The following is a 19,821-nucleotide window of genomic DNA, read 5'->3' as shown; positions in this document are numbered from 1 at the left end:
CTTTAATTAGTGAATGTTTCTGCATCAGCCAGACTCGGCGCCGCCCGATCCTTGTCCGAAAGCTGAATCTCGTCAGAGGGCAAAGGCCACTCGATCCCTATCTGTGGATCATCAAACCGAATGGCACGGTCGTGTTCAGGCGAATAGTAGTCGGTTACCTTGTAGATAACCTCTGTATTTTCCTCAAGCGTCATGAACCCGTGCGCAAAACCCTTGGGCACAAGAATCTGATTCCACTTTTGAGCAGACAGCTCCAATGAAACCCATTTCCCGAATGTCGGCGATCCTTTGCGAATATCGACAGCAACATCGATAATCGATCCGCGGATAACGCGCACAAGCTTGTCCTGCGCCTTGGGCGCCAGCTGATAATGCAGGCCGCGTACGACGCCCTTTGCCGCGGATAAGGAGTGGTTGTCCTGAACAAAAACGAGGTCCAGCCCCGCTTGGGAAAAGCTCGAAGCGTTATAGGTTTCGGAAAAGAAACCCCGATCATCCCCAAATCGCTGGGGTACGATCTCCAACACCCCATGAAGGCCAAGTTTGCGTATTTCAAGCATCTATCGCCAGCTCCACAATGCGGCGCCGCAGGTAGGCGGCATATGCGGTCTTTCCGAGCCGCGAAGCACGATCCAGGACCTGTTCGTCCGTTATCCAATGGTTTTGGTAAGCGATTTCCTCGGGACAGGCGATCATGACACCTTGCCGGTGCTCAATGGTTCGCACGAAAGACGATGCCTCGTGCAGGCTGTCATGCGTGCCTGTGTCGAGCCAGGCATAGCCCCGGCCAAGCCTCTGGACGTGAAGATCCCCGCGTTCAAGATAAATATTGTTAACCGCTGTTATCTCGAGTTCACCCCGATCGGACGGCTTGATCCTGGAGGCTATATCAACCACGTCATTGTCGTAAAAGTACAGACCGGTGACCGCCCAGTTAGATTTAGGTTTCTGCGGTTTTTCCTCAATCGAAATCGCACGCTTGGTAGCCCGATCGAACTCAACAACGCCATAGCGCTCGGGGTCCTCGACATGGTAGGCAAAAACCGATGCGCCATTCTTACGCTCAGCGGCTTCTTTACACAGGCGTGACAAGCCATCGCCATAATAGATATTGTCACCGAGCACCATGGCTACATGGTCGTTGCCAATAAACTCGCGTCCGATAATGAAGGCTTCTGCCAGTCCGTTGGGTTGCGGCTGTTCCGCAAAGGACAGATTGAGGCCAAAATCACTGCCATCACCAAACAGGTCCCGGAACACCGGCAAGTCGCGCGGCGTCGAAATAATCAAAATGTCCCTGATACCGGCCAGCATCAGGACACTGAGCGGATAGAAGATCATTGGCTTATCGTAGATCGGCAATATCTGTTTCGATACTGCAATCGTTAGGGGGTAGAGCCGCGTTCCGCTACCACCAGCAAGAATAATACCCTTCATATCAACGAAAATCCTAATCTATGGAATATCGTGCAACCGTTAGCCTATCCGCATGCTTTGAACAACCACCCAACCGGGAATGTGCTAAAGCGAAGCGCCCGTACCTAGCAGAAGCGTTGAGCGGCTTCATTCTCGAACACGCTGAAGACGGCAATGCGGTGGCGGGATTCTGCCGCAGAGATTTCGTACGCGATATTCTATAGTAGGCGCAGAAAATGCGGGACGTTCCGGTCAACATCATGGACTTCGACGCTCCGGCGTTGGTTCAGATGACAGGCTCGGCGGGGGTCAGTCTTTGTTCCCAAGTTCCTGTGACGACCAATGTCGGGGTTTCCCACGCTGGTACATGAAATGCGACAGCCAGTCACTATTAAGTCCAATTCTAATGTGTTAACCGCGATCCAGAAAACGGCCAATAAGAGAGACTGCATCTACATGTCCAGAGCGACTTCGCAAAAGATCACTGCCTGGGAGGACATTTTCGCTTCAGTCGTCAACTTCCGGCTGGCCGCACTCCTCGGATGGCAAGATGTGGCGCAGCGATACCGGCGTTCTAGCGTCGGTGCATTCTGGCTAACCATCAACATGGGCGTGCTCATTGCCGCGTTGGGACTCGTCTTCGGAACGATCTTCAATTCGCCGATGTCCGAGTTTCTGCCGTTCATTTGCGTTGGCCTGATCATGTGGGGATACTTTTCAAACCTCGTCAATGACGGCTGCACAAGCTTTATGTCCAACAGTGACACAATGCTGCAATTGCCGATCCCATTTTTCACTTACATTTTGAGGACGTGGTGGAGAAATACCATCATCCTAGGCCACAATATAATTATTTTCCCGATTGTTCTGTTGATGTTCGGCAAATTTGTTAACTTCAATGCATTGCTTGTTATCCCGGGGTTCTTTCTCGTATCGATCAATTTTCTCTGGGTGATGGTCATTCTGGCTGTGCTGTGCACGCGCTATCGCGATCTGACGCAGATTGTGCAAAACATCATGCAAGTTGGCATGTATGTTACGCCGATCATGTGGGAGCCCCATCGTTTGCCTGGTGGGACAAAGTCCAGCCTAATGCTTTATCTTAATCCCTTCTATCATCTGATCAGTGTGATCCGCGATCCTCTGCTCGGTAGCACCGGGACAGCACTTAACTGGTGTGTTGTCATTGGCATGGCAATTGTCGGCTGGAGCGTCGCACTGCTGTTTTTAAACCGGTACCGCTCACGGATCACCTATTGGCTATGAATATTCCTTCCCAAGGCACTTTTGCGCAGGCAAACATGACGTCAATGCTTCTCGAGAATGTCACCGTAGATTTCCCGATCTACAATGCAAAAAGCAGATCGCTTAAAAATCAGGTCATCAGCCTGGCCACAGGCGGCACGATCGGTGCCAATTCCGAGGGTCACGTCATCATTCGTGGTCTTGAGAACATCAACTTGAGTCTCAAGGAGGGGGAGCGGCTGGGCTTGATTGGTCACAATGGTTCCGGCAAGACAACACTCCTGCGGGTCATGAGTGGCGTCTATTATCCCTCGGGGGGTAACATTTCCATCGATGGAAAATGCACGTCGCTGATCAACATTTCCCTGGGTATCGATCCCGAAGCCACTGGGCGAGAGAATATAGGCATCCGTGGCGCACTCTTGGGCTTCAAAAAACGTGAACTCGCAGAGCGGCAGGCGGAGATCGAGGACTTTTCTGAGCTGGGAAGCTTTCTGGATATGCCGGTGCGAACCTATTCCACAGGTATGCAACTGCGATTGGCATTCTCAATATCGACTGTGATCCAGCCTGAGATTCTCATCATGGACGAGTGGCTGGCAACGGGAGATGAAGGCTTTCATCACAAAGCGAACGAGCGTCTGCATGATCTCGTCAACAAGACGAAAATCCTCATCATTGCGAGCCATTCCAGAGAGCTGCTGCTCAAGAACTGCACCCGGATCGTTTGGCTTGAGCACGGGAAAATCCGGATGGATGCCGATGCAGAGACTGTAGCCAATGCCTATTTTGGTCACCATCAGTGAGCAGAGGGGTGCCAGATGATATCGAAGGAAGATAGGAATTTGAGAGAGCAGCCGTTGACAGCCACATTCGCGCGACCAACGGCCCAAAGTCATAGGATTGCTGCCTGTGTGTCGAGCCTAGTAGCTAAACTTCCGTCAACTGAATTTGCAAACAAAGAACGAGCAACGGCATAGGTCGAAACTGGTTATGCTGTCGGTGTTGAGCGAATCGCGTGCGATTGGTCAAGACCGTAAATCTACGGTCATTCGAACGCCGTCTTCGAATTTCGTCTTCGGTGCCCATTTGAGTATTTTCTTTGCAAAGGCAATATCAAGGTTGGCTACATCAACATCGGTTGTTCGCGCCTCAATATACTCGCGCTTGAATTTATGATGTGTGGCTGTTTCGATCGCTTCGATGACTTCGATCACCGAACGCACCTCGCCGCTACCGACATTGACAATCAATCGGGGCTGCCCAGATAGCATCACCGCCGCCTCAATGGCGTCGATCAGATCATCAATATAAAGATAGTCGCGCAGCGCCATCCCGTTGCCAAATATCTTCACTGGAAGGTCTTTGCGCCAATGATCGAGGATGGCAGGAATCAGTCCTTGACCTTTGCGGAATTCCTGACCTGGCCCAAAAGGATTGGCAACGCGAAGTATAATGTACTCAAGGCCATCTACATGACCATGCATCTGAATATATTTTTCAACAACCAACTTGGTCAGGCCATGTGAATTTATCGGATTGGTCTGACTGGTCTCAGGTGTTGGCACCGGTGCGCCCGGACCATACACGGTACCCCCTGAAGAAATGAAGATATAGCGCCTGACGCCGGCGCGAATGCAACTTTGCAGGAATTGCACGTGTGGAACCACGTTCTCGGCAATGTCAGCAATTGCGTGATCATTCTTCATTCCAGGACTGGATGTAGATACCAGTTGTACGACCGTATCTACGTCCTGGAGTGTTGAAGCCATGTCCAGAGGCTGTCTGAGATCAGCCTCCACGAACTCCACTAGCTGCGCAAAGGATTTGGCGAAATTTTGGTCAAATTTACGCGACACCGCTCGAATCACGACGCCGCTTTCTGCTAGCCGTCGGACAAGGTGGCGACCGATAAATCCGTTTGCTCCGTAAATGCCAATCATTGACTTATCCTAGATATACCGAACGTCGCAGCATGCGATAGAATTGCGAACGGCGCAGACACTGAACTGTCTACGCCAGTTTATCATCTGCGTGATTTGAAAAACGAATGATCTTTTGACGATTGATCATCACCTTTAATGCGACACCGACTCGTCCATATGTTGCGAACGCTGCTATTCTATCGACTTCAAGAAAGCAGCCACCTTATCTGCTTCTTCTTCCCAGCTATTTTGTTGTGCATGTTCGAGCGCGGCCCTGGCCAATTTCTTTGCTTTTTCCGGATTACGAAGATTGTCAATGACAGCAGCAGAAATGGAATCCACGCTCATATCGCAATAGGTCGCCTGACTCTTGGAAAGCAGCCAGTTCGACTGCGGACTGTCATTGAGAACCACCGGACATTCGCATGCCGCTACTTCAAGCGGCAGTAACGAAAGATTGGTTGACGACAAGATCAGCGCGACATCACATTGAGAGTAAAGATCGGGCAATTCCTGCACGGAGACACTACCGCGACTGAAATGTGGGAAGGGAATGTCATAACCGTTGACGTCCCACCCCGCAAAGACAACGGATGCCTCAGGGATGGCCTCACAGACCTGCTTCAAGGCCAGCAATCCCATCTCGAAACAACGCCGCGGCGTTACCGGGCGAGCATAGAAGAATATCTGTTTCGTGGTCTGGTTACGTCTAACTGTCGGCTTGTAGAGATCAGTATCGCAGGCGAAAGAATACGGAAATGTCTTCATTCCATACTCACTCGCGAGCTTATCGGCGAGCCAAGTCCCAGCTGTGATGCCGGTTAGGCCGAGGCGATAGGTATTTTCTGCAAACGAGTAGTCGCTGCCATGGGCATAGAAGTTAGGTTCGAAGTCCTGCACAAAATAAAGGCGATTCAAGGTGTCCTTATATTTGGACACCCAATAGGCGGTTTGCCATCCGGTAGCGACGAGAAAGGAGCAAGGCTCGATCGAGCGCACTCCCAGTGAAACTGTAATACCATGTTCACCGAAGGACCGGCTTATTGCTTCTTGAGCCTCCGCGGCTGAGGACCAGCGATGCGGCTCCATGATGACCACGTGTTGATGCCGAAACCCGCGTGTTCTCAGCAGTTGCATCATGCGGAAAATGTTTATGTGGCCGCCAGATTGCGCTTCAAAATCAGGGATCAACCAGGTCATTGAACCCTCCGGCAGGTTCCTTGACGTGAGTTTCAGTCCAAACCCCTGTTCTTCGCCGAGGAGAAATTCGTAATGCTTGATCGTATCGTGCTTGTAGGTCATGCGGGCCGGCGCTTGTGCAGCTAGGCGCGCAACAACTTTCTTCGCCGCAACACGAAATCCGTCTCGCTTAATAATTCTTTTCAAATGTCTAACATTATCAGCAATCATCATATCCTCACTATTGGCTACTTCGCCTGGATTTGCTTGTCGCGCGAAAGCAGCTTTACGTGACCCGGCGCGAGGTCCAGTTTGGTAGATCCCAAATAATGGCCAATCTGACGAGCCAAATTGTCAAAAGGCATTTTGAGCGTCGCCAATGGATGGCTGAGAACCCAACGATGCCGAATCGCAAGGCGGGCATCACGCATTGTGGTTTTCAATGCCCTCGCGAGGGCTAACTTTTTGGTCTCGCACAATCTGTAGCCAAAGAGTCTTTGAAAGGCTCTTGATTCGTCATAACTGCGCTGGAGTCGCTCCCAGATTGAATAGTCATGTGAGTGAGCGACAACTGCGTCCCAGGCAAATGCTTTGGCGTACCCTGCTTCGACGATTTGCTTGGCCCACAATTGGTCTTCAGCAAAATCGACATCCGGGTAGGGAATTTGTTGCCACACCGACTTGCGCAAGCAGGATGAGTTATCGGAGTAAAAATGATAGATTTGCCTCAAGCCTAAATTGCGAGCGTATTCGCGTGCGTCTTCGATCTTTACCTTGGGCCATAGGCGCAGTCCCTCGAAATGCGTCTCAAGCTCCCAGCGGGTAAAAGGCGATGCACCACTATAGGCAATATGACGACCGAACACGCCGGCAATTTCTGGATCCTCGCGCAATGGGCGAACAAGTTCAGCGAGCCAACGCTCGTCGACAGGGGTGGCGTCATGCGTAAGAAATGCGCAGAACTCGCCTTGCGCTTCAGCCGCTCCAAGATTTCGCGTCTTCCCGTGGCCAAATTCGGAAGGCGAAATCTCGATCAGCCGGAATCGCGGATCGTCAAGCGGAACAACTTCTTTCGAGCCGTCCTTTGACCCGGAATCGATCACAATAACTTCGAAGTCAGCGTCAAGCTCCTGGCGAGAAACCATTTCAATGACTGATCGGAACGCTGGTAGGCCGTTCTTCACCGGGATGATAATAGAGACCAGTGGGACCGAATGTACCGAATTTTTCATCGCCCAGGCTCCAATGACACGCACCGTGATTTGCGCTTCCATGAGCGCCAATCTAGTAACATCAACCCAACATGCCGAGAAATCAGTTCGTCGATAGCTGGAAACTGAGTGCAATTTTTGCGCTCGTCGAGTAAACGGTACTTGCACTACCGGAACCGCTCGTAGTGCAAGCGGTGCGGCACGTCAAGCGCTGCACAAGTCCACGCTAACACGCGCCGGACTGCATCGGCTTTGAACCCAATCCATTTGACACTAGGCTGCGTGCTGGATTCAAAGCGATAATGGCAAATATTGAAACTAATTTCCGCCCCGAGATTTCAGTCCGGTTCCAACAGGCGTGATTCACTTTGTATTTGCATTATTATATGATTCGCAAGATTGATTTCTGGGAGGGGATCGTAATGAATTTTATTAGACAGGCATTTTGGCCCGCGAGCGACGAGTCCATGCCTGCTTGGGTTTCCAGGTTCATACAAGACGTTTTGGCGCGATCCAAGTTGAGCCAAATTATTCTCCATCGTTCAATCAAAAACAGACTAAGGACGCGAAATTGGTATGCCAGGAAGTATCTCAAGGGTCGAGGTATTGAGATTGGCGCGCAACAAGTGCCGACAGAAGTCTCGAATCACTGCAAAGTCGAATACGTTGATGTAATATCCAATGAACAACTGGTAACTAGATACGGATTGCCAGGCCCAGACCTGGTGCCACTCACGCATGTTATCGATGGAAACGACCTCGGCGTATACAAGGACGGCGAGCTGGATTTCCTGATTGCAAATCATGTACTTGAACATTTCGACGATCCGGTTGGTGGGACCATTGAATGGCTTCGCGTCTTGAGGGACGGAGGCAGACTGTTCATAACGCTGCCGAATTTCCGAAGCAATTGCTACGACTTTCGGCGATTTCCGGCGCGTCGGGATCATTTGGCGGTCGACTACCGCGACCCCCTAGGGCGGGCAGAACGAAATTTGAAACATTACGAGGATTTTGCTCAGACCCTGTATGAATGGGAAGAAGAAGACCCGCGGGTCAGAGAACAAGCACTGGAATGGACACGTGCAGATGACCGGCACCACTATCACGTTTACGACGAACAAACGGTAAAGGATGTCCTTTCGTTGGTCGGCGACGTTTCTTCAATTGGCCTGAAATTCGTAAATGGCCTTCTATCCAAGGATGGTTTTGAATTTCTTGTAATTGTGGAGAAAGGACAAAGTGGTGGGTTGCGCGGTTGGCCCACTTGGATGGAGAAGTGCATGGCCACTATCCGGAGTTTGTCGATTAATGCGTACGTCGATTTAAAGCGAAATCTTATTGCCAGATTTGGATCCGCGAGTTGACTATCTTCGCGGGCAACTACCGATCATCCCTCTGCCGCCACACAAAGAATCTGATCCGGATCGCCTTGTTGCCCCTCCCGCCATTGGTTGTGTTGCAAGCGTTTATCCTGTAACCACCGGTCCCATTATCCAAACTAAAAACAAACGTCACAAGCCAATCAAACAGCAGAAAGAAGGCGGAGGAGCATTGCGCAAGCTCATAATACAGATTCCTTGCTTGAATGAAGAGGTAACGCTTCCGATCACGTTGGCAGACCTTCCACGAAAAGTTTTGGGTTTTGACGTAGTTGAATGGATGGTCATTGACGATGGTTCGACCGATAGAACCGTCGAGGTTGCCAAGGAGAACGGTGTTGATCACATCGTATCTCTGCCACATAATCAGGGGCTCGCGAAAGCCTTCATGGCTGGAATAGAAGCAAGTCTAAGACTTGGCGCTGACGTGATTGTTAACACCGATGCGGACAATCAATACCGAGCCTCTGGGATTCCCGACTTGGTGCAACCAATCCTTGACCGGCAAGCTTTAATCGTCATCGGCGCGCGCCCAATCGATACAATCGAGCACTTTTCGCCAATTAAAAAGTTCCTGCAGAAGTTCGGTAGTTGGGTTGTAAAATTTGCAAGCGGTACTCAAGTGGCCGATGCGCCGAGCGGTTTTAGAGCTATTCATCGCGACGCAGCGATGCGGCTGAACGTCTTCAATCCCTACACTTATACGCTTGAAACCATTATCCAGGCTGGCCGAAAAAATATTCCGATTGCGTCGGTTCCCATCGAGGTGAACGGAGATCTTCGGCCATCGAGACTTGTGAAAAGCATCCCAAGTTATGTGCGCCGTTCGCTCATCACAGTCGTGAGGATATTCATTGTCTATAGCCCATTGCGCTTTTTCTTGAGCATAGCTGTCATTGTCGCGCTTCCGGGAATTTTAATGACCCTGCGGTTCCTTTATCACTTCTCCAGAGGAAGTGGAGAAGGGAATATACAATCGCTAATTCTTTCCGGCGCATTGTTTGCCATCGCTGGAATCCTCGCAATCGGCGGGATTCTTGCCGACCTGATAGCCACAAATCGACAAATCCTTGAGGATATCAAATTGAATCAGCTTAAAGATAGCCTTGAGAGGCATGACCTCGATAGACCGCGCCAGAATACTCCTGAGGCCGTCGATACACATGAAATATTGTAACAAGTCGCGAGAAAAAGCACCTTGCAAAATCAATCAAATCTCTACGAAAATGTTCCCGGAAACTATTACGATAAATACAATACCAAGAATCCAATTTCCCGGTATCTCATGCAGGGTTTCTTAACGGCGTTTGATGAATTGACGGCGAGAACCGGCGCCAAGAGGTCCTACGAAGTCGGTTGCGGTGAAGGACATCTGTCGATGCGATTGCACGATCGCGGTTGGCAAGTTCGAGGTAGCGATCTTGAGGATGTAAGTGTCGCCGAAGCGAACGAGCAATGCGTTCAGCGTAACATCGACCCAAGGTTTCAGACCGTCTCGCTGTTTGATCTCACCACGCAAGACGCTGCAGAGGAGTTGGTAATTTGCTGCGAAGTGCTGGAGCACGTTCCCGATACTGCAAAGGCCATTTCAGTCCTGAAAAGCCTTGCATCGCCCTATCTGCTCGTTAGCGTTCCGAGAGAACCTATCTGGCGCATTCTAAACGTTGCACGCGGGAAATATTTAAAGGATCTGGGCAATACTCCGGGCCATATTCAGCATTGGTCTTCGGCATCTTTCGTATCGATGCTAAAATCATCCTTCACAATCGTTGAGGTCCGCAAGCCGCTTCCGTGGACAATGATCCTGTGTCGAAATGACAAATAAGTAAAACAGATCAATGCTCAATCGACTGGCGCGCTTCGTAGGGTTGATCATTAGCATTGCAGCGATCGGATTCGTTGCAATGTCAGTGAACCGCACGTTTGTCACTTTGCGCTTGGAATTGTTGTCGCCGAGCTTTGTGATAGCAGTTGCGGGGAGTTGTATCGTTTACGCTCTAATCCTGCAGCTTATCGGGTTTTCCTGGTACCGCCTTCTTCTTGCGGTGGATAGAACGGCGATGGAACTCTCGTCTGCTCTCATTATATTCGGGCGAACCCAGATTTATAAGTACCTGCCGAGCAATGTACTGCACATGGTCGGGCGGTACACGTTGGCACGCAAGTTTGGCGCATCCCACGCGGCGCTTGCATTTGCTCAAGTTGCCGAAATTGGCATGCTTGTATTAAGCGCTGCTGCTGTAGCCGCAGTACTTTCCTTTGATTTTTTTGCTGCGGCTCTGGTTCAACACGGCATCGATCCAGCATTCCTTCTTATCGGCCTCATCACCACGATCCTGGTTTTTGCGATTGGCATCATCTTGTTCGTGCGCCGAAGGCTGGAAAAAATCGGCATCAGGGCCATCCGGAACGCTCTCATCGCCTTTTTTTGTTATCTCCTGTTTTTCATCGGGAACGGCCTCATAGTTGTCGCACTTGCTGCGAGCCTGTCGGGAACGACTAACCTACCCGATCCGAGAATTTTAATCGGCATTGGCGCTGCAGGATGGCTTCTTGGTTTTATAATTCCTGGCGCCCCAGGCGGCCTGGGTGTTCGAGAGGCCGTTCTCATAGCGGGGCTCACGAGCGTCGGCGTTCCTCCATCGTCCGCCACAGCGATCGCTCTTGGTCATCGCCTCATGTCTATCCTTGGGGATGGCTTGGTAGCCGTTATCACCTTGCTTATTCCACACAGAACTAATAAGTGAATGCAACATTTCCCTGTAGTCCCGAAACCGAGTACATAAAAGTATACATACTAAACTACGCTGCCAATATGTAAAATTCTAATGTAATATTGGTAATATTCTTCAGCGGTTAGCATTTCCAGTTGCACATCGTCAATATGAATTCAAATGGAACAAATAAATGGTCGAAGAAAACGCCCCTGATAAATCAATTCGTTCGCCGGTTAAACTCGAAATAAGTAGCGTTCTCCCCGATTTCACCGGAGAAAGGTTCGTTCCTGGATACAAGGACGGATCAATTGAATTGGAGCATATTCATAGGTACTTTGCTGTTTTACCGTTGGTTGAAGGACGAACGGTCCTGGATATAGCGTGCGGAGAGGGCTACGGGTCCTGTTTGCTCGCACAGCGGGCAAAATCTGTACTTGGGGTTGACATTGATTCTGGCTCGATCGAGCGAGCAAGGGCGGGCTATAACCGATCAAATCTGACGTTTACTAATGGAGACGTCTATTCTATTCCATCTAATCCAGAACAATTCGATGCTATTGTCAGCTTTGAAACGATAGAACATGTTGAAGACCACGATAAAACTCTTCGCGAGTTTAAGCGTGTACTTCGTCCCGATGGTTTGTTGGTGATCTCGACCCCTGACCGCGATGTTTACAGGGCGAACGGAGAAGAAGAGAATGAATTCCATAAGAAGGAGTTGAACTTTACAGAGTTCGACACATTGTTGCGGAGATTTTTCAGGAACGTAAGCTATTTCAAGCAGGAAATCGTTTTTGGTTCGCTCATGGTCCCCGCTCCAGTTGCGAACAACGTCGGAGCAAACGATTTACGAATTCAAAGGCTGAGTGCTAAAAACAATGATTTGTCTGATCAGTCAGCGTTCACTGATTTGGGCGAGTTCATTGTGGCAATTGCCAGTGACGATGTAATTGCTCCATTGACGGCCTCCATCTATGCGGGTGATTATGGTCCGAAGCCTATGTCCGCACTACTCGGCGGCATTCGAGAGCGAGATGACGATATCTCCCGTCTGCGGGTTTCGGTTCGACTGCAAGCGTCAGAAATTGCAGCGCTCCAGCAGGAAATAACGACGCGTCAGCATGAAATTGAAAATCAGCGCAAGATAATTGAAGATCAGCGCAAGATCGTCGACAACCAGCAAGAAAGGCTGGAGTCAAACCGGATGAAGGTCGACGCATTATTATCCAGCACTTCCTGGCGGATAACGGGTCCTCTGCGCAGAATTGTACGTTTGTTCCGAAAATGATATTTGCGCGAAAGAAATAGCTGGCTAATTCCTGATTGCCCTGACGAGCCTGGACACAAGTCCGGCTGCTATCGGCCCTGTCGTTGATGCACTGATGGCTATTCCTGCCGGATAGTCGAATGTTTCTATTTTCACACTCTTAAATCCCGCCGCAATGACTTGCTGCCACATGTCAGCGCCATATTCCGTGTGCACAACATAATCATCGGATCCGTTACCGGGAAATCCATGATAGCTTTTCGCCAGACCTTCCCTCGAGCGCGTCATTCGTCCCACGATTACGGGAATGGTGTAGGCAAGGACCCCGCCCGGGCGTAATACCCGTTTGCATTCGGACAAGGCACGTACGGGATTTTGGATATGTTCCAGGGTGTCTGAGTGCACCACCAGATCAAAGGATGCATCCGGGTAAGGCATGCGCTGCATGTCAATTTCCGGATACTCTGCCAGACGGCGGTTTGACATGCTCGCCAACTGTTTCGTCAGACCCGAGGCTTCATTGATTTCAAGCACCGCGAGATTGTCAAACTTCCGGGTGAAGTCCTGGAAACGACCGTGGTAAGACCAGTGGTTCATGATCGCTTTGGCCAAAGCGATGCTTCTGATATTGCATCCGCATCCATTGCAGATGGATCCCTGTTGGCGGTCTATGTATTCTCTCTCGCTATCGCTTATGTCCCACTCAGCGACCAGACCATCCCACAGTACTTTGTTATGGGTAAAGGATTTGCCACCACATACAGCACACGACATCTGGCTCATTTTACATCCGTTTTTGGGTTTCTCGTATGGCACCGCCAAACCTGAGACAGTGTTGCATTCTCTTGAAGAAACTGGATATCCAGAATCTCCATTGCCCACAAATTTGCAGTCGTTATTAGACTTTCGTTGAAAGCCTGCCTGCCTCACAATGTGTCCGATATTGCATGGCTGAATGTGGGAGGACGCTGTGGAAATACGAGAAACATTTACCAACCGCAATGAATGGATCGACTACCTCGATAAAAACTCGATCCTCTACTCGCAAGAAAGCATAGAGGCCCTTGGAAAGCAAATAATTGCCAATGGCGCAGAAGAGCCTTTAACAGGGTTTGCGGCCGGCGCGAGCGATCTGATTGATCTCAATGGCAACTGGCGCGAAGGTCTCGTTTTTCATGGCATAAACTCCAGAACGCGCGCCGTCATGCTTGAGATCGCCGATGCGATCGATGCGACAGACCGGTACAATCCAAGAATATATGCGGCAGAAGGTCTAACGGCCTTCGCGTTGCGTATGCGTGGCATCTTCCCGAGATTCATCGGTTCCGAATATACAGAAGAGGCGCCTAAGCGGGAGTGGTTGTTTCCGATCCCATTTGAAGATCTGCAGAACCTTTCATACCCTGAAAACATCTTCGATCTCGTTTCGACAAATGAGGTGCTCGAGCATGTGCCCTCGATCGATGTCGCCATGTCAGAAATTTTTCGGGTCCTCAAACCCGGTGCCTGGCACATCGGCACCTGTCCATTTGCATTTATGTCAGAAGAGTCCATCGTAAGAGCAAAGATGTCAAACGGACAGATAAAACATTTGATGGAGCCCGAATATCATGGCAATCCGATGAGCGAGAACGGCTCACTGGTGTTCGAGATCCCGGGATGGAATATTCTTCAGCGATTACGCTCAATCGGTTTTTCCAAGGCATTGATGAGATTTATCGTCTCAGCGCGGTACGGATGCTTATCAACGGACATAACCGGTATATTTGTCCTCTGTTGCCAGAAATGAGTCTCGTAAAGCCAGCGATAACTGCAATCGTATGCGGGTGGATGTCACGCGGCTAGCATGTCCTGTGACTAGGCCCTAAGCTTTGACACAATTCGCCCCAGCAAACCAACTTGCGGGGGTACCTGCAGCTCGACCTGAATCTCAGGTTCGACTGCTTCTGATTCGACAACCCTTACTGCCTTGGCCGCTGTCCGTCCTCGATATGTGCGTTCCTCGCAAGGATATTTCACGAAGTGCCCAAGCATGATCGTTGGCTTCACTGTGCCAGCGTCCAGCATTATTTCATTGAGGTCAGCCATGCAGGTGATGAGGCGCGTGTCATCGGGATCGTTGACGTCAAAACCGTGGCCATAGCCCCGGTCAATCATCAAATCAACAAACCCGCCCGCCCCAACGAATCTTAATGGATGAAATCTCTCCAACATGAGCGGGAGAATATCCTGCGCCCTGATGCCCTCAAAGCCCTCCGTGGAGCAGTCGTGGTTGATATAGGTCTCTTCCATTCGGCTGAGCGGGACGTTATAGCGCTGTTTCGGTTTGAGAAGCGGCCAGAACATGTCGATCACGGCCTTGGTTTCCGGCCAGCGCATATGACCGTTCCGGCCGATCATGTCGCAAGTCGCGAATACCCCGTGATCTTTCAATTCGCGATAGGAGAAATCAAACAGCTTTTCCAACTCGAATATATGATGCAACGAGTGATTGGCCATGATGACGTCGAACGGCCCTCTCACCTGCCCCTCGTTCAGGTCGGCTTCTACGATTGAAAAATACTGATCAAGCTGCAGTTCGGCAATCTTTGTACGAAAGTGTCCCAACAAGATCGGAGACAGGTCAGCGCCCACGATCTTGAAATCTGTAACACCGGCTTTGATCAGCTCCTGCGCAAGTTCGATTTCAATCGAGCCGTCGCCGCAGCCAATGCTGAGAACGGACCGAGGCCCATTGCTGGAAGCAGAAAGACAGGCGCTCAGGTAAACATCGATCACCCTCGGCGATTCAAAGACCGCCTGCATGGCGGGGAGAAGATAGCGGTGAGACCAGAAATGAAAGATTGCGGGAAGGTCGTGCATATTGACCGTCTCTGCGTACTGCGCGATTTGCGACGCTACCCTATCCGAATAATCCATTAAAGCTCTCCTCTAACTTCCGGAACACAGTCATTCACAACCGTTGCAGATCCTTGTTCACGGTTTGCAACGTCGGATGAATGTGAAAAGTTCGTTGCTCTCGACACATACCTGTTCGCTGCTGCTGTAAAGCGATACCACCTGGTCGTGCGTTGCTTTGAGTTTTTCCGAAGCAGGTGGCCATTGATAGCTGTCCCAGCGTAGATCGAAATTTGGTATGACCACGACGTCGGCAAGGTCCTGTTGCAGCAGAGCATGGATCAAATCAGGTCGGTCTTCCGTTGGCGTATTTGTCGCTGCGGCTTTTCCGACAACAGCTGGCCATTTCCGCCAGCTGTCAGCAAGAGCCTTGTCACCGGGGGCGTTGTAGGTTTTGCACCCGACTTGCTCGCATAGATATAATGACAGATATTCGTTATCAGCGCCGCCGGCCCCCATGAACAGGACGGTTTCTCCTTTAGTCACACCCTTTGAAAGATCGACTACAGCCTCCTCGTTAAACTTATTGAATTGAGCCGCAAAATTGGCGTTGCTTTGAAGTTTGGATTCATAGTTCGGGGCATATTCGACACCCAGCCATACCACCAGGCCAATTCCTAAAATTCTTGTTGTGGGCCGGCTCGCCGCGCGAGACAGGATGATCGCAACGACGATGACAGCCATCATCGAAAACAACAGATACCACCGGCTCACTGCTCGCATCTTGTTGATGGGGTTGATGCCATAGACAAAACGATGAGGCAGGGCCAGCGTCGCAGCCCCTTCCGGCATCAGATAGTCCTGAAATGTATACTGAGAATTTGGCTTAATGTCGCGATGGTCGTCGATCTTAAGGGAAGGCCCCAGCGATAGGAGCAGAGCAGCAAAAGCAACTACGGTTACCGCAAGATATGTTGGTTTTTTCCAGAATCGTATCGCAGCCAGAAACGCGATGACACAGATCGAAATACCAATTCCCAAGTATGTATGCGCGACAGATTCACCATCCGAAAAATAATGCTGTGGAACCAGATCCGAAACGGCCCAAGGCATGTCAAAAAGGTAGTTCCCAGACGACCTAGCATTGAAAGCGATCAGGTCGATACCTTGGCCGCGGAAGAAATCGACTGGCATTACCGCAAAATCATCGGAACTGGGGACGTAGACCTTGTACGCGGCAACTGCGATTGCGCATGCTACCAGCCAGCCACCGATTCGGATCAGGACAGTAAGTCGCTGGTCAGCGGGGGCATGAAGTGCGTGAACCATTGTCCAGACAAATCCGAACACGACCGCCATGACGAAGCTGTATGGCTCTTGAAACAACGCCAGCAACAGGGAAAGAACCAGAACGGTGAATGCGATCAATCGGGATTCTGAACGCCAATAAAACACAATGGAAAATATCGTCGCGGGGAACATGACAAAGCCCCACATCAAGAAAACATAACTTGCTTTGCCGTGAACGATGGGCAACGAATAGAACAGAAGCGTTCCTATAACCGCCCAGATTCTCTCCACACCAAAATGCAACAGCAGTTTAAAGCACGACGCGATACCGATACCTAGGAAAACCAGGCCAGCCACACTGTAAGCAATCAGTGGCTCCGCGCCTGTAAGACGCTGCACAGCGGAGGCCAGCATTGCCATCGGCAGTCCAAAAACCAGGTTGAGACCGCCGGGTAGGGACGCGTCGGGACATACGAGCCAAGTCCCATTGTTTGTAAAGCAATCAATGAAGCCGAGCGCCCAGTATAGGATTCCTAACGACTGCACTCCCCCAAGAGGAATGACACCATACAATGGACCCAATATCGCGACCATGACCATCAGCCCGATCACGGGAACGACCATGCGCAATTGGCGTGTATCAAATTGTTTCAAAATCGAGCCGGAGGTAATCGACAAGATGAAGATTTCCTTTCTCTCGTACGCATCCGACTCTTGGTGCTAGATTCTACCGTCGTCGGCCAGAATCGTCTCCAATCTCCGCTTCCTCTGGTGATCAATACGCTTAACCCACGTTGCGTCAGCGACGTCAAGCGCTCGCTGACAAAGCTCCAAGCATCGATTCCAAGAATAGTTTTTCTCGACAAGATCAAAGCCCGCCTTTCGAAGTTCTCCCCACTTTTCTCGATCACCGTAAAGTTCGACCACAGCATTTGCAAAATCATCCGCATTATCTGCAATGATTGCCTCTCTATCCGAAGTCAATCCTATACCCTCCGCCGCCACAGAAGTGGCTACTGACGGCACACCAAAACTCAAACTCTGAATGAGTTTGCCCTTAATGCCCGCGCCATATCGAAGGGGCGCAACAAATACCCTGGCGCGATCAAACCAGGGTTCTAGTTCTTCGACATATCCTGTCACAGTTGTTCGCGCGCCAGCAAGCGCCAAAACTTCTTTTGTCGGGTCGGCGCCCACGATCAACAGCTGCGCATCATCAGGCAATTTTGAGATGATTTTTGGCCAAACGTTTTCGTGGAAATCCAGGATGCCGTCGATGTTTGGCACATGAGCAAAACCGCCTAGAAACATTATGTCGCGACGATCATCAAACAGGCGTCCAGTTCGATGCACCTCTGAAATGTAGGGAAACTCTATAATATTATCGATTGGCACCTGTTCTCTGATAATTGCTGCTTCGACAGCTGTATGCACGATGTTGCAGTCGGACTTCGCGATAACTTCTAGTTCCATGGATTGAGTAATTTTGGCAGCAGAGAGCTGGGCTTGATCCTGGTGAAGCTCCGCTTCGCGTTGTTCGCGGAGATAGTGCAAATCCACATTGTGAAAAATCAATCTCGCCAGAGGTAGCTGTTGGCGGAGCAGATCGTAGACCTGAGATAAAACCCCAAATCTGTATGCCAGAATTGCATCAAAGTCGGGGTGTAGTGTTACCACCTGCTCGATGGAGGTGCAAAATGGATCATAGAGACACTCAACACCAAGTCTTTGTAGGTCAGCCGAATAGCGTTCGACCCATCGATAAGCATTCTGGGGAACGAACGTTATTGCGTAGCCCAATTCCTGGTAGGCTCTGATCATTTTCTCGGTGATAAACGAACCCGAATCCTGATCCGGTGTTGGCGTGATTGAATCAATAACAAGCAATCTTTTTTTCGCGCAGCGGTTGGCCGCGTTGATTACGTTTACGCCAGAAGTTCCATGAGTCTTAAGAATGGCCGCCCACCGGTTTTTGAATTTGGCCATGTTAGCGACTTGATAGGCTTTGCCGCCCTTGGATAGATCACGGCCATGAGTCATTCCCTCATAGTGAATCACTTTCGACAAAGGCTGATACCAAGTTTCCAATCCCTCCTGCCGGATTCTAAAAGCAAGGTCTGCGTCTTCTGCATAGGCGGGGCGAAATTCAGGGTCAAACCCGCCAACTCTCCGCCATACAGTCGTTGGGACAGCTATTGCAGCGGCCGAACAGTAATCCACTCGTCGAGCAAAACAGTATTTTGGATCGTTCGGATCATCGTTACGGCCGTAGTTCCAAGCACTGCCATCGTCCCAATAAATCCCGCCGGCCTCCTGCAATGTGCCGTCTTCGTTGATTAGCATCGACCCGATCAAGCCGGCATCTGGAAAAACGGCAAACGAATCCATCAGTTCATCAAGCCAGCTGTCGACCACACGAGTATCGCTATTCAGCAGCACCAACGTTTTTCCTACTGCGTGCTGGGCAGCTTCATTGCATGTGTCCAAGAATCCAGAGTTTTGAGCGCGACGGATGTATCTTATCCAAGGAATCTCACCGAGCCTCTGGCTCTCGGTTTGCTTGGGCGAAGCGTCATCGATGACGATAACCTCAGCGTTGTATCGACTACTATGTTCAGCCAGAGAGTCCAGGCAGTTTAAAACAAAGTGAGTTTGGCCGTAAACCGGTATGATGATTGATACATCCGGGGACTCGCCTTTTGAGCCGGTAATAGACGGCTTCTTAGCTGCAATATGCATAATGGCTTCACCGAGACGCCGAGTCGATCCATCGGGTTCAAGACTGAAGTCAAATTTATTGGAGAACTGTGTACCCCGCACGAGTTCACGGACTGCATTCTCGTTAGGCAGCGCTCTTCTGTCAGCGGGCTGGAGCCAATCGTCGCAAACTCCAAACTTGTCCAGTACGGTTCTTAAATCCGGATTCGAATGAAATTCTTCTAACACCCCGGCAAATCTGGACGGATGCCGTTTCTCGCGCCAGCCGTGCCTGAGATAGTGATCTAATGGGTCGACGTCAGCTTCTGCTACATCGAGATTCTGGCGGAGATAAAATGCAGCATCGAAATATCCGGACGATCTAATGATTGCCATCTCAGCGTCTAAAGCCCGTCTATGTGCATCCTTTCTACCAAGCTGACGTGTCAGTAGTTTGCGCAGACGCGTTGGCAATACTGAAGCAAGTTTTCGAATTATCATTTGTAGCGTCATCCTCGGCTTGGTTAGATATATACCGTGGGGGGGAATACTCGACTTGGTTGCGAATACCAATGAAAGTTTCGTATCACGACCCACACAAAGAAACCTAGAGAATGGTTTAGCTGCGTGGACCGCCCCCAAAAACCCCAATCT

General features: G+C 50.3%; 17 protein-coding genes. 8 read left to right on the top strand and 9 right to left on the bottom strand.

Going from position 1 to position 19,821, the window contains the following annotated elements; translation table 11 throughout:
* Positions 1-2: 2 nt before the first annotated feature.
* Positions 3-560, bottom strand: a complete 558-nt coding sequence (rfbC, locus tag CU103_RS20795) for a dTDP-4-dehydrorhamnose 3,5-epimerase (RefSeq protein WP_106665952.1) — start codon at positions 558-560, stop codon at positions 3-5.
* Complete coding sequence (rfbA, locus tag CU103_RS20790; RefSeq protein ID WP_106665951.1) at positions 553-1,437, bottom strand: glucose-1-phosphate thymidylyltransferase RfbA; 885 nt, start codon at positions 1,435-1,437, stop codon at positions 553-555. The genes rfbC and rfbA overlap by 8 nt, the downstream gene beginning before the upstream one ends.
* A gap of 351 nt (positions 1,438-1,788) precedes the next feature.
* Here rfbA and CU103_RS20785 point away from each other — a divergent pair, with 351 nt between their 5' ends.
* Both CU103_RS20785 and CU103_RS20780 read left to right on the top strand, forming a co-directional pair.
* Positions 1,789-2,682, top strand: a complete 894-nt coding sequence (locus CU103_RS20785) for an ABC transporter permease (RefSeq protein WP_245448920.1) — start codon at positions 1,789-1,791, stop codon at positions 2,680-2,682.
* A 35-nt stretch (positions 2,683-2,717) separates the two neighbouring features.
* Complete coding sequence (locus tag CU103_RS20780; RefSeq protein WP_106666127.1) at positions 2,718-3,467, top strand: ABC transporter ATP-binding protein; 750 nt, start codon at positions 2,718-2,720, stop codon at positions 3,465-3,467.
* A gap of 222 nt (positions 3,468-3,689) precedes the next feature.
* Here the strand turns inward: CU103_RS20780 and CU103_RS20775 are convergent, their stop codons facing one another.
* The 3 genes from CU103_RS20775 to CU103_RS20765 all read right to left on the bottom strand — a co-directional run bounded on the left by CU103_RS20775 (position 3,690) and on the right by CU103_RS20765 (position 7,111).
* Positions 3,690-4,604: an NAD-dependent epimerase/dehydratase family protein gene (locus tag CU103_RS20775; protein ID WP_106665949.1), complete on the bottom strand. Its 915-nt coding sequence runs from the start codon at positions 4,602-4,604 to the stop codon at positions 3,690-3,692.
* A 174-nt stretch (positions 4,605-4,778) separates the two neighbouring features.
* Positions 4,779-5,999, bottom strand: a complete 1,221-nt coding sequence (locus CU103_RS20770; protein ID WP_146147831.1) for a glycosyltransferase family 4 protein — start codon at positions 5,997-5,999, stop codon at positions 4,779-4,781.
* A 14-nt stretch (positions 6,000-6,013) separates the two neighbouring features.
* Positions 6,014-7,111, bottom strand: coding sequence for a glycosyltransferase family 2 protein (locus tag CU103_RS20765; protein ID WP_210203812.1), 1,098 nt, complete (start codon positions 7,109-7,111; stop codon positions 6,014-6,016).
* A 251-nt stretch (positions 7,112-7,362) separates the two neighbouring features.
* On the opposite strand from CU103_RS20765, the gene CU103_RS20760 reads away from it, so the two are divergent.
* The 5 genes from CU103_RS20760 to CU103_RS20740 all read left to right on the top strand — a co-directional run bounded on the left by CU103_RS20760 (position 7,363) and on the right by CU103_RS20740 (position 12,363).
* Entirely contained in the window at positions 7,363-8,343 is a 981-nt protein-coding gene (locus tag CU103_RS20760; RefSeq protein ID WP_106665947.1) for a methyltransferase domain-containing protein, read from the top strand.
* Positions 8,318-9,535 carry a glycosyltransferase family 2 protein gene (locus CU103_RS20755; RefSeq protein ID WP_245448919.1) on the top strand — a complete coding sequence of 406 codons (1,218 nt, stop codon included), beginning with the start codon at positions 8,318-8,320 and terminating at the stop codon, positions 9,533-9,535. Before CU103_RS20760 ends, CU103_RS20755 begins: the two co-directional genes overlap by 26 nt.
* A gap of 21 nt (positions 9,536-9,556) precedes the next feature.
* A complete protein-coding gene (locus tag CU103_RS20750; RefSeq protein WP_210203811.1) occupies positions 9,557-10,183 on the top strand; it encodes a class I SAM-dependent methyltransferase in 627 nt (208 codons plus the stop codon).
* A gap of 13 nt (positions 10,184-10,196) precedes the next feature.
* Positions 10,197-11,105: a lysylphosphatidylglycerol synthase domain-containing protein gene (locus CU103_RS20745; RefSeq protein ID WP_106665946.1), complete on the top strand. Its 909-nt coding sequence runs from the start codon at positions 10,197-10,199 to the stop codon at positions 11,103-11,105.
* A 160-nt stretch (positions 11,106-11,265) separates the two neighbouring features.
* Positions 11,266-12,363: a class I SAM-dependent methyltransferase gene (locus CU103_RS20740; protein ID WP_106665945.1), complete on the top strand. Its 1,098-nt coding sequence runs from the start codon at positions 11,266-11,268 to the stop codon at positions 12,361-12,363.
* A gap of 24 nt (positions 12,364-12,387) precedes the next feature.
* Here the strand turns inward: CU103_RS20740 and CU103_RS20735 are convergent, their stop codons facing one another.
* A complete protein-coding gene (locus CU103_RS20735) occupies positions 12,388-13,125 on the bottom strand; it encodes a class I SAM-dependent methyltransferase (RefSeq protein ID WP_245448918.1) in 738 nt (245 codons plus the stop codon).
* Between the two features lie 187 nt (positions 13,126-13,312).
* Here CU103_RS20735 and CU103_RS20730 point away from each other — a divergent pair, with 187 nt between their 5' ends.
* A complete protein-coding gene (locus CU103_RS20730) occupies positions 13,313-14,131 on the top strand; it encodes a class I SAM-dependent methyltransferase (protein WP_162707313.1) in 819 nt (272 codons plus the stop codon).
* Between the two features lie 68 nt (positions 14,132-14,199).
* Here the strand turns inward: CU103_RS20730 and CU103_RS20725 are convergent, their stop codons facing one another.
* Genes CU103_RS20725 through CU103_RS20715 form a run of 3 tightly spaced genes read right to left on the bottom strand, consistent with a single transcriptional unit; the run spans position 14,200 to position 19,668 of the window.
* Entirely contained in the window at positions 14,200-15,261 is a 1,062-nt protein-coding gene (locus tag CU103_RS20725) for a class I SAM-dependent methyltransferase (RefSeq protein ID WP_106665943.1), read from the bottom strand.
* Between the two features lie 57 nt (positions 15,262-15,318).
* Entirely contained in the window at positions 15,319-17,148 is a 1,830-nt protein-coding gene (locus tag CU103_RS20720) for a hypothetical protein (RefSeq protein ID WP_106665942.1), read from the bottom strand.
* Positions 17,149-17,190: 42 nt separating this feature from the next.
* Positions 17,191-19,668: a glycosyltransferase gene (locus CU103_RS20715; protein WP_170117088.1), complete on the bottom strand. Its 2,478-nt coding sequence runs from the start codon at positions 19,666-19,668 to the stop codon at positions 17,191-17,193.
* Between the last annotated feature and the right edge of the window lie 153 nt (positions 19,669-19,821).

The organism is Phyllobacterium sophorae (assembly GCF_003010965.1).
In the GTDB taxonomy this organism is placed as follows: Bacteria; Pseudomonadota; Alphaproteobacteria; order Rhizobiales; family Rhizobiaceae; genus Phyllobacterium; species Phyllobacterium sophorae.
The sequence above is the reverse complement of the archived record's forward strand: the minus strand, read 5'-3'. Positions and strand labels throughout refer to the sequence as shown.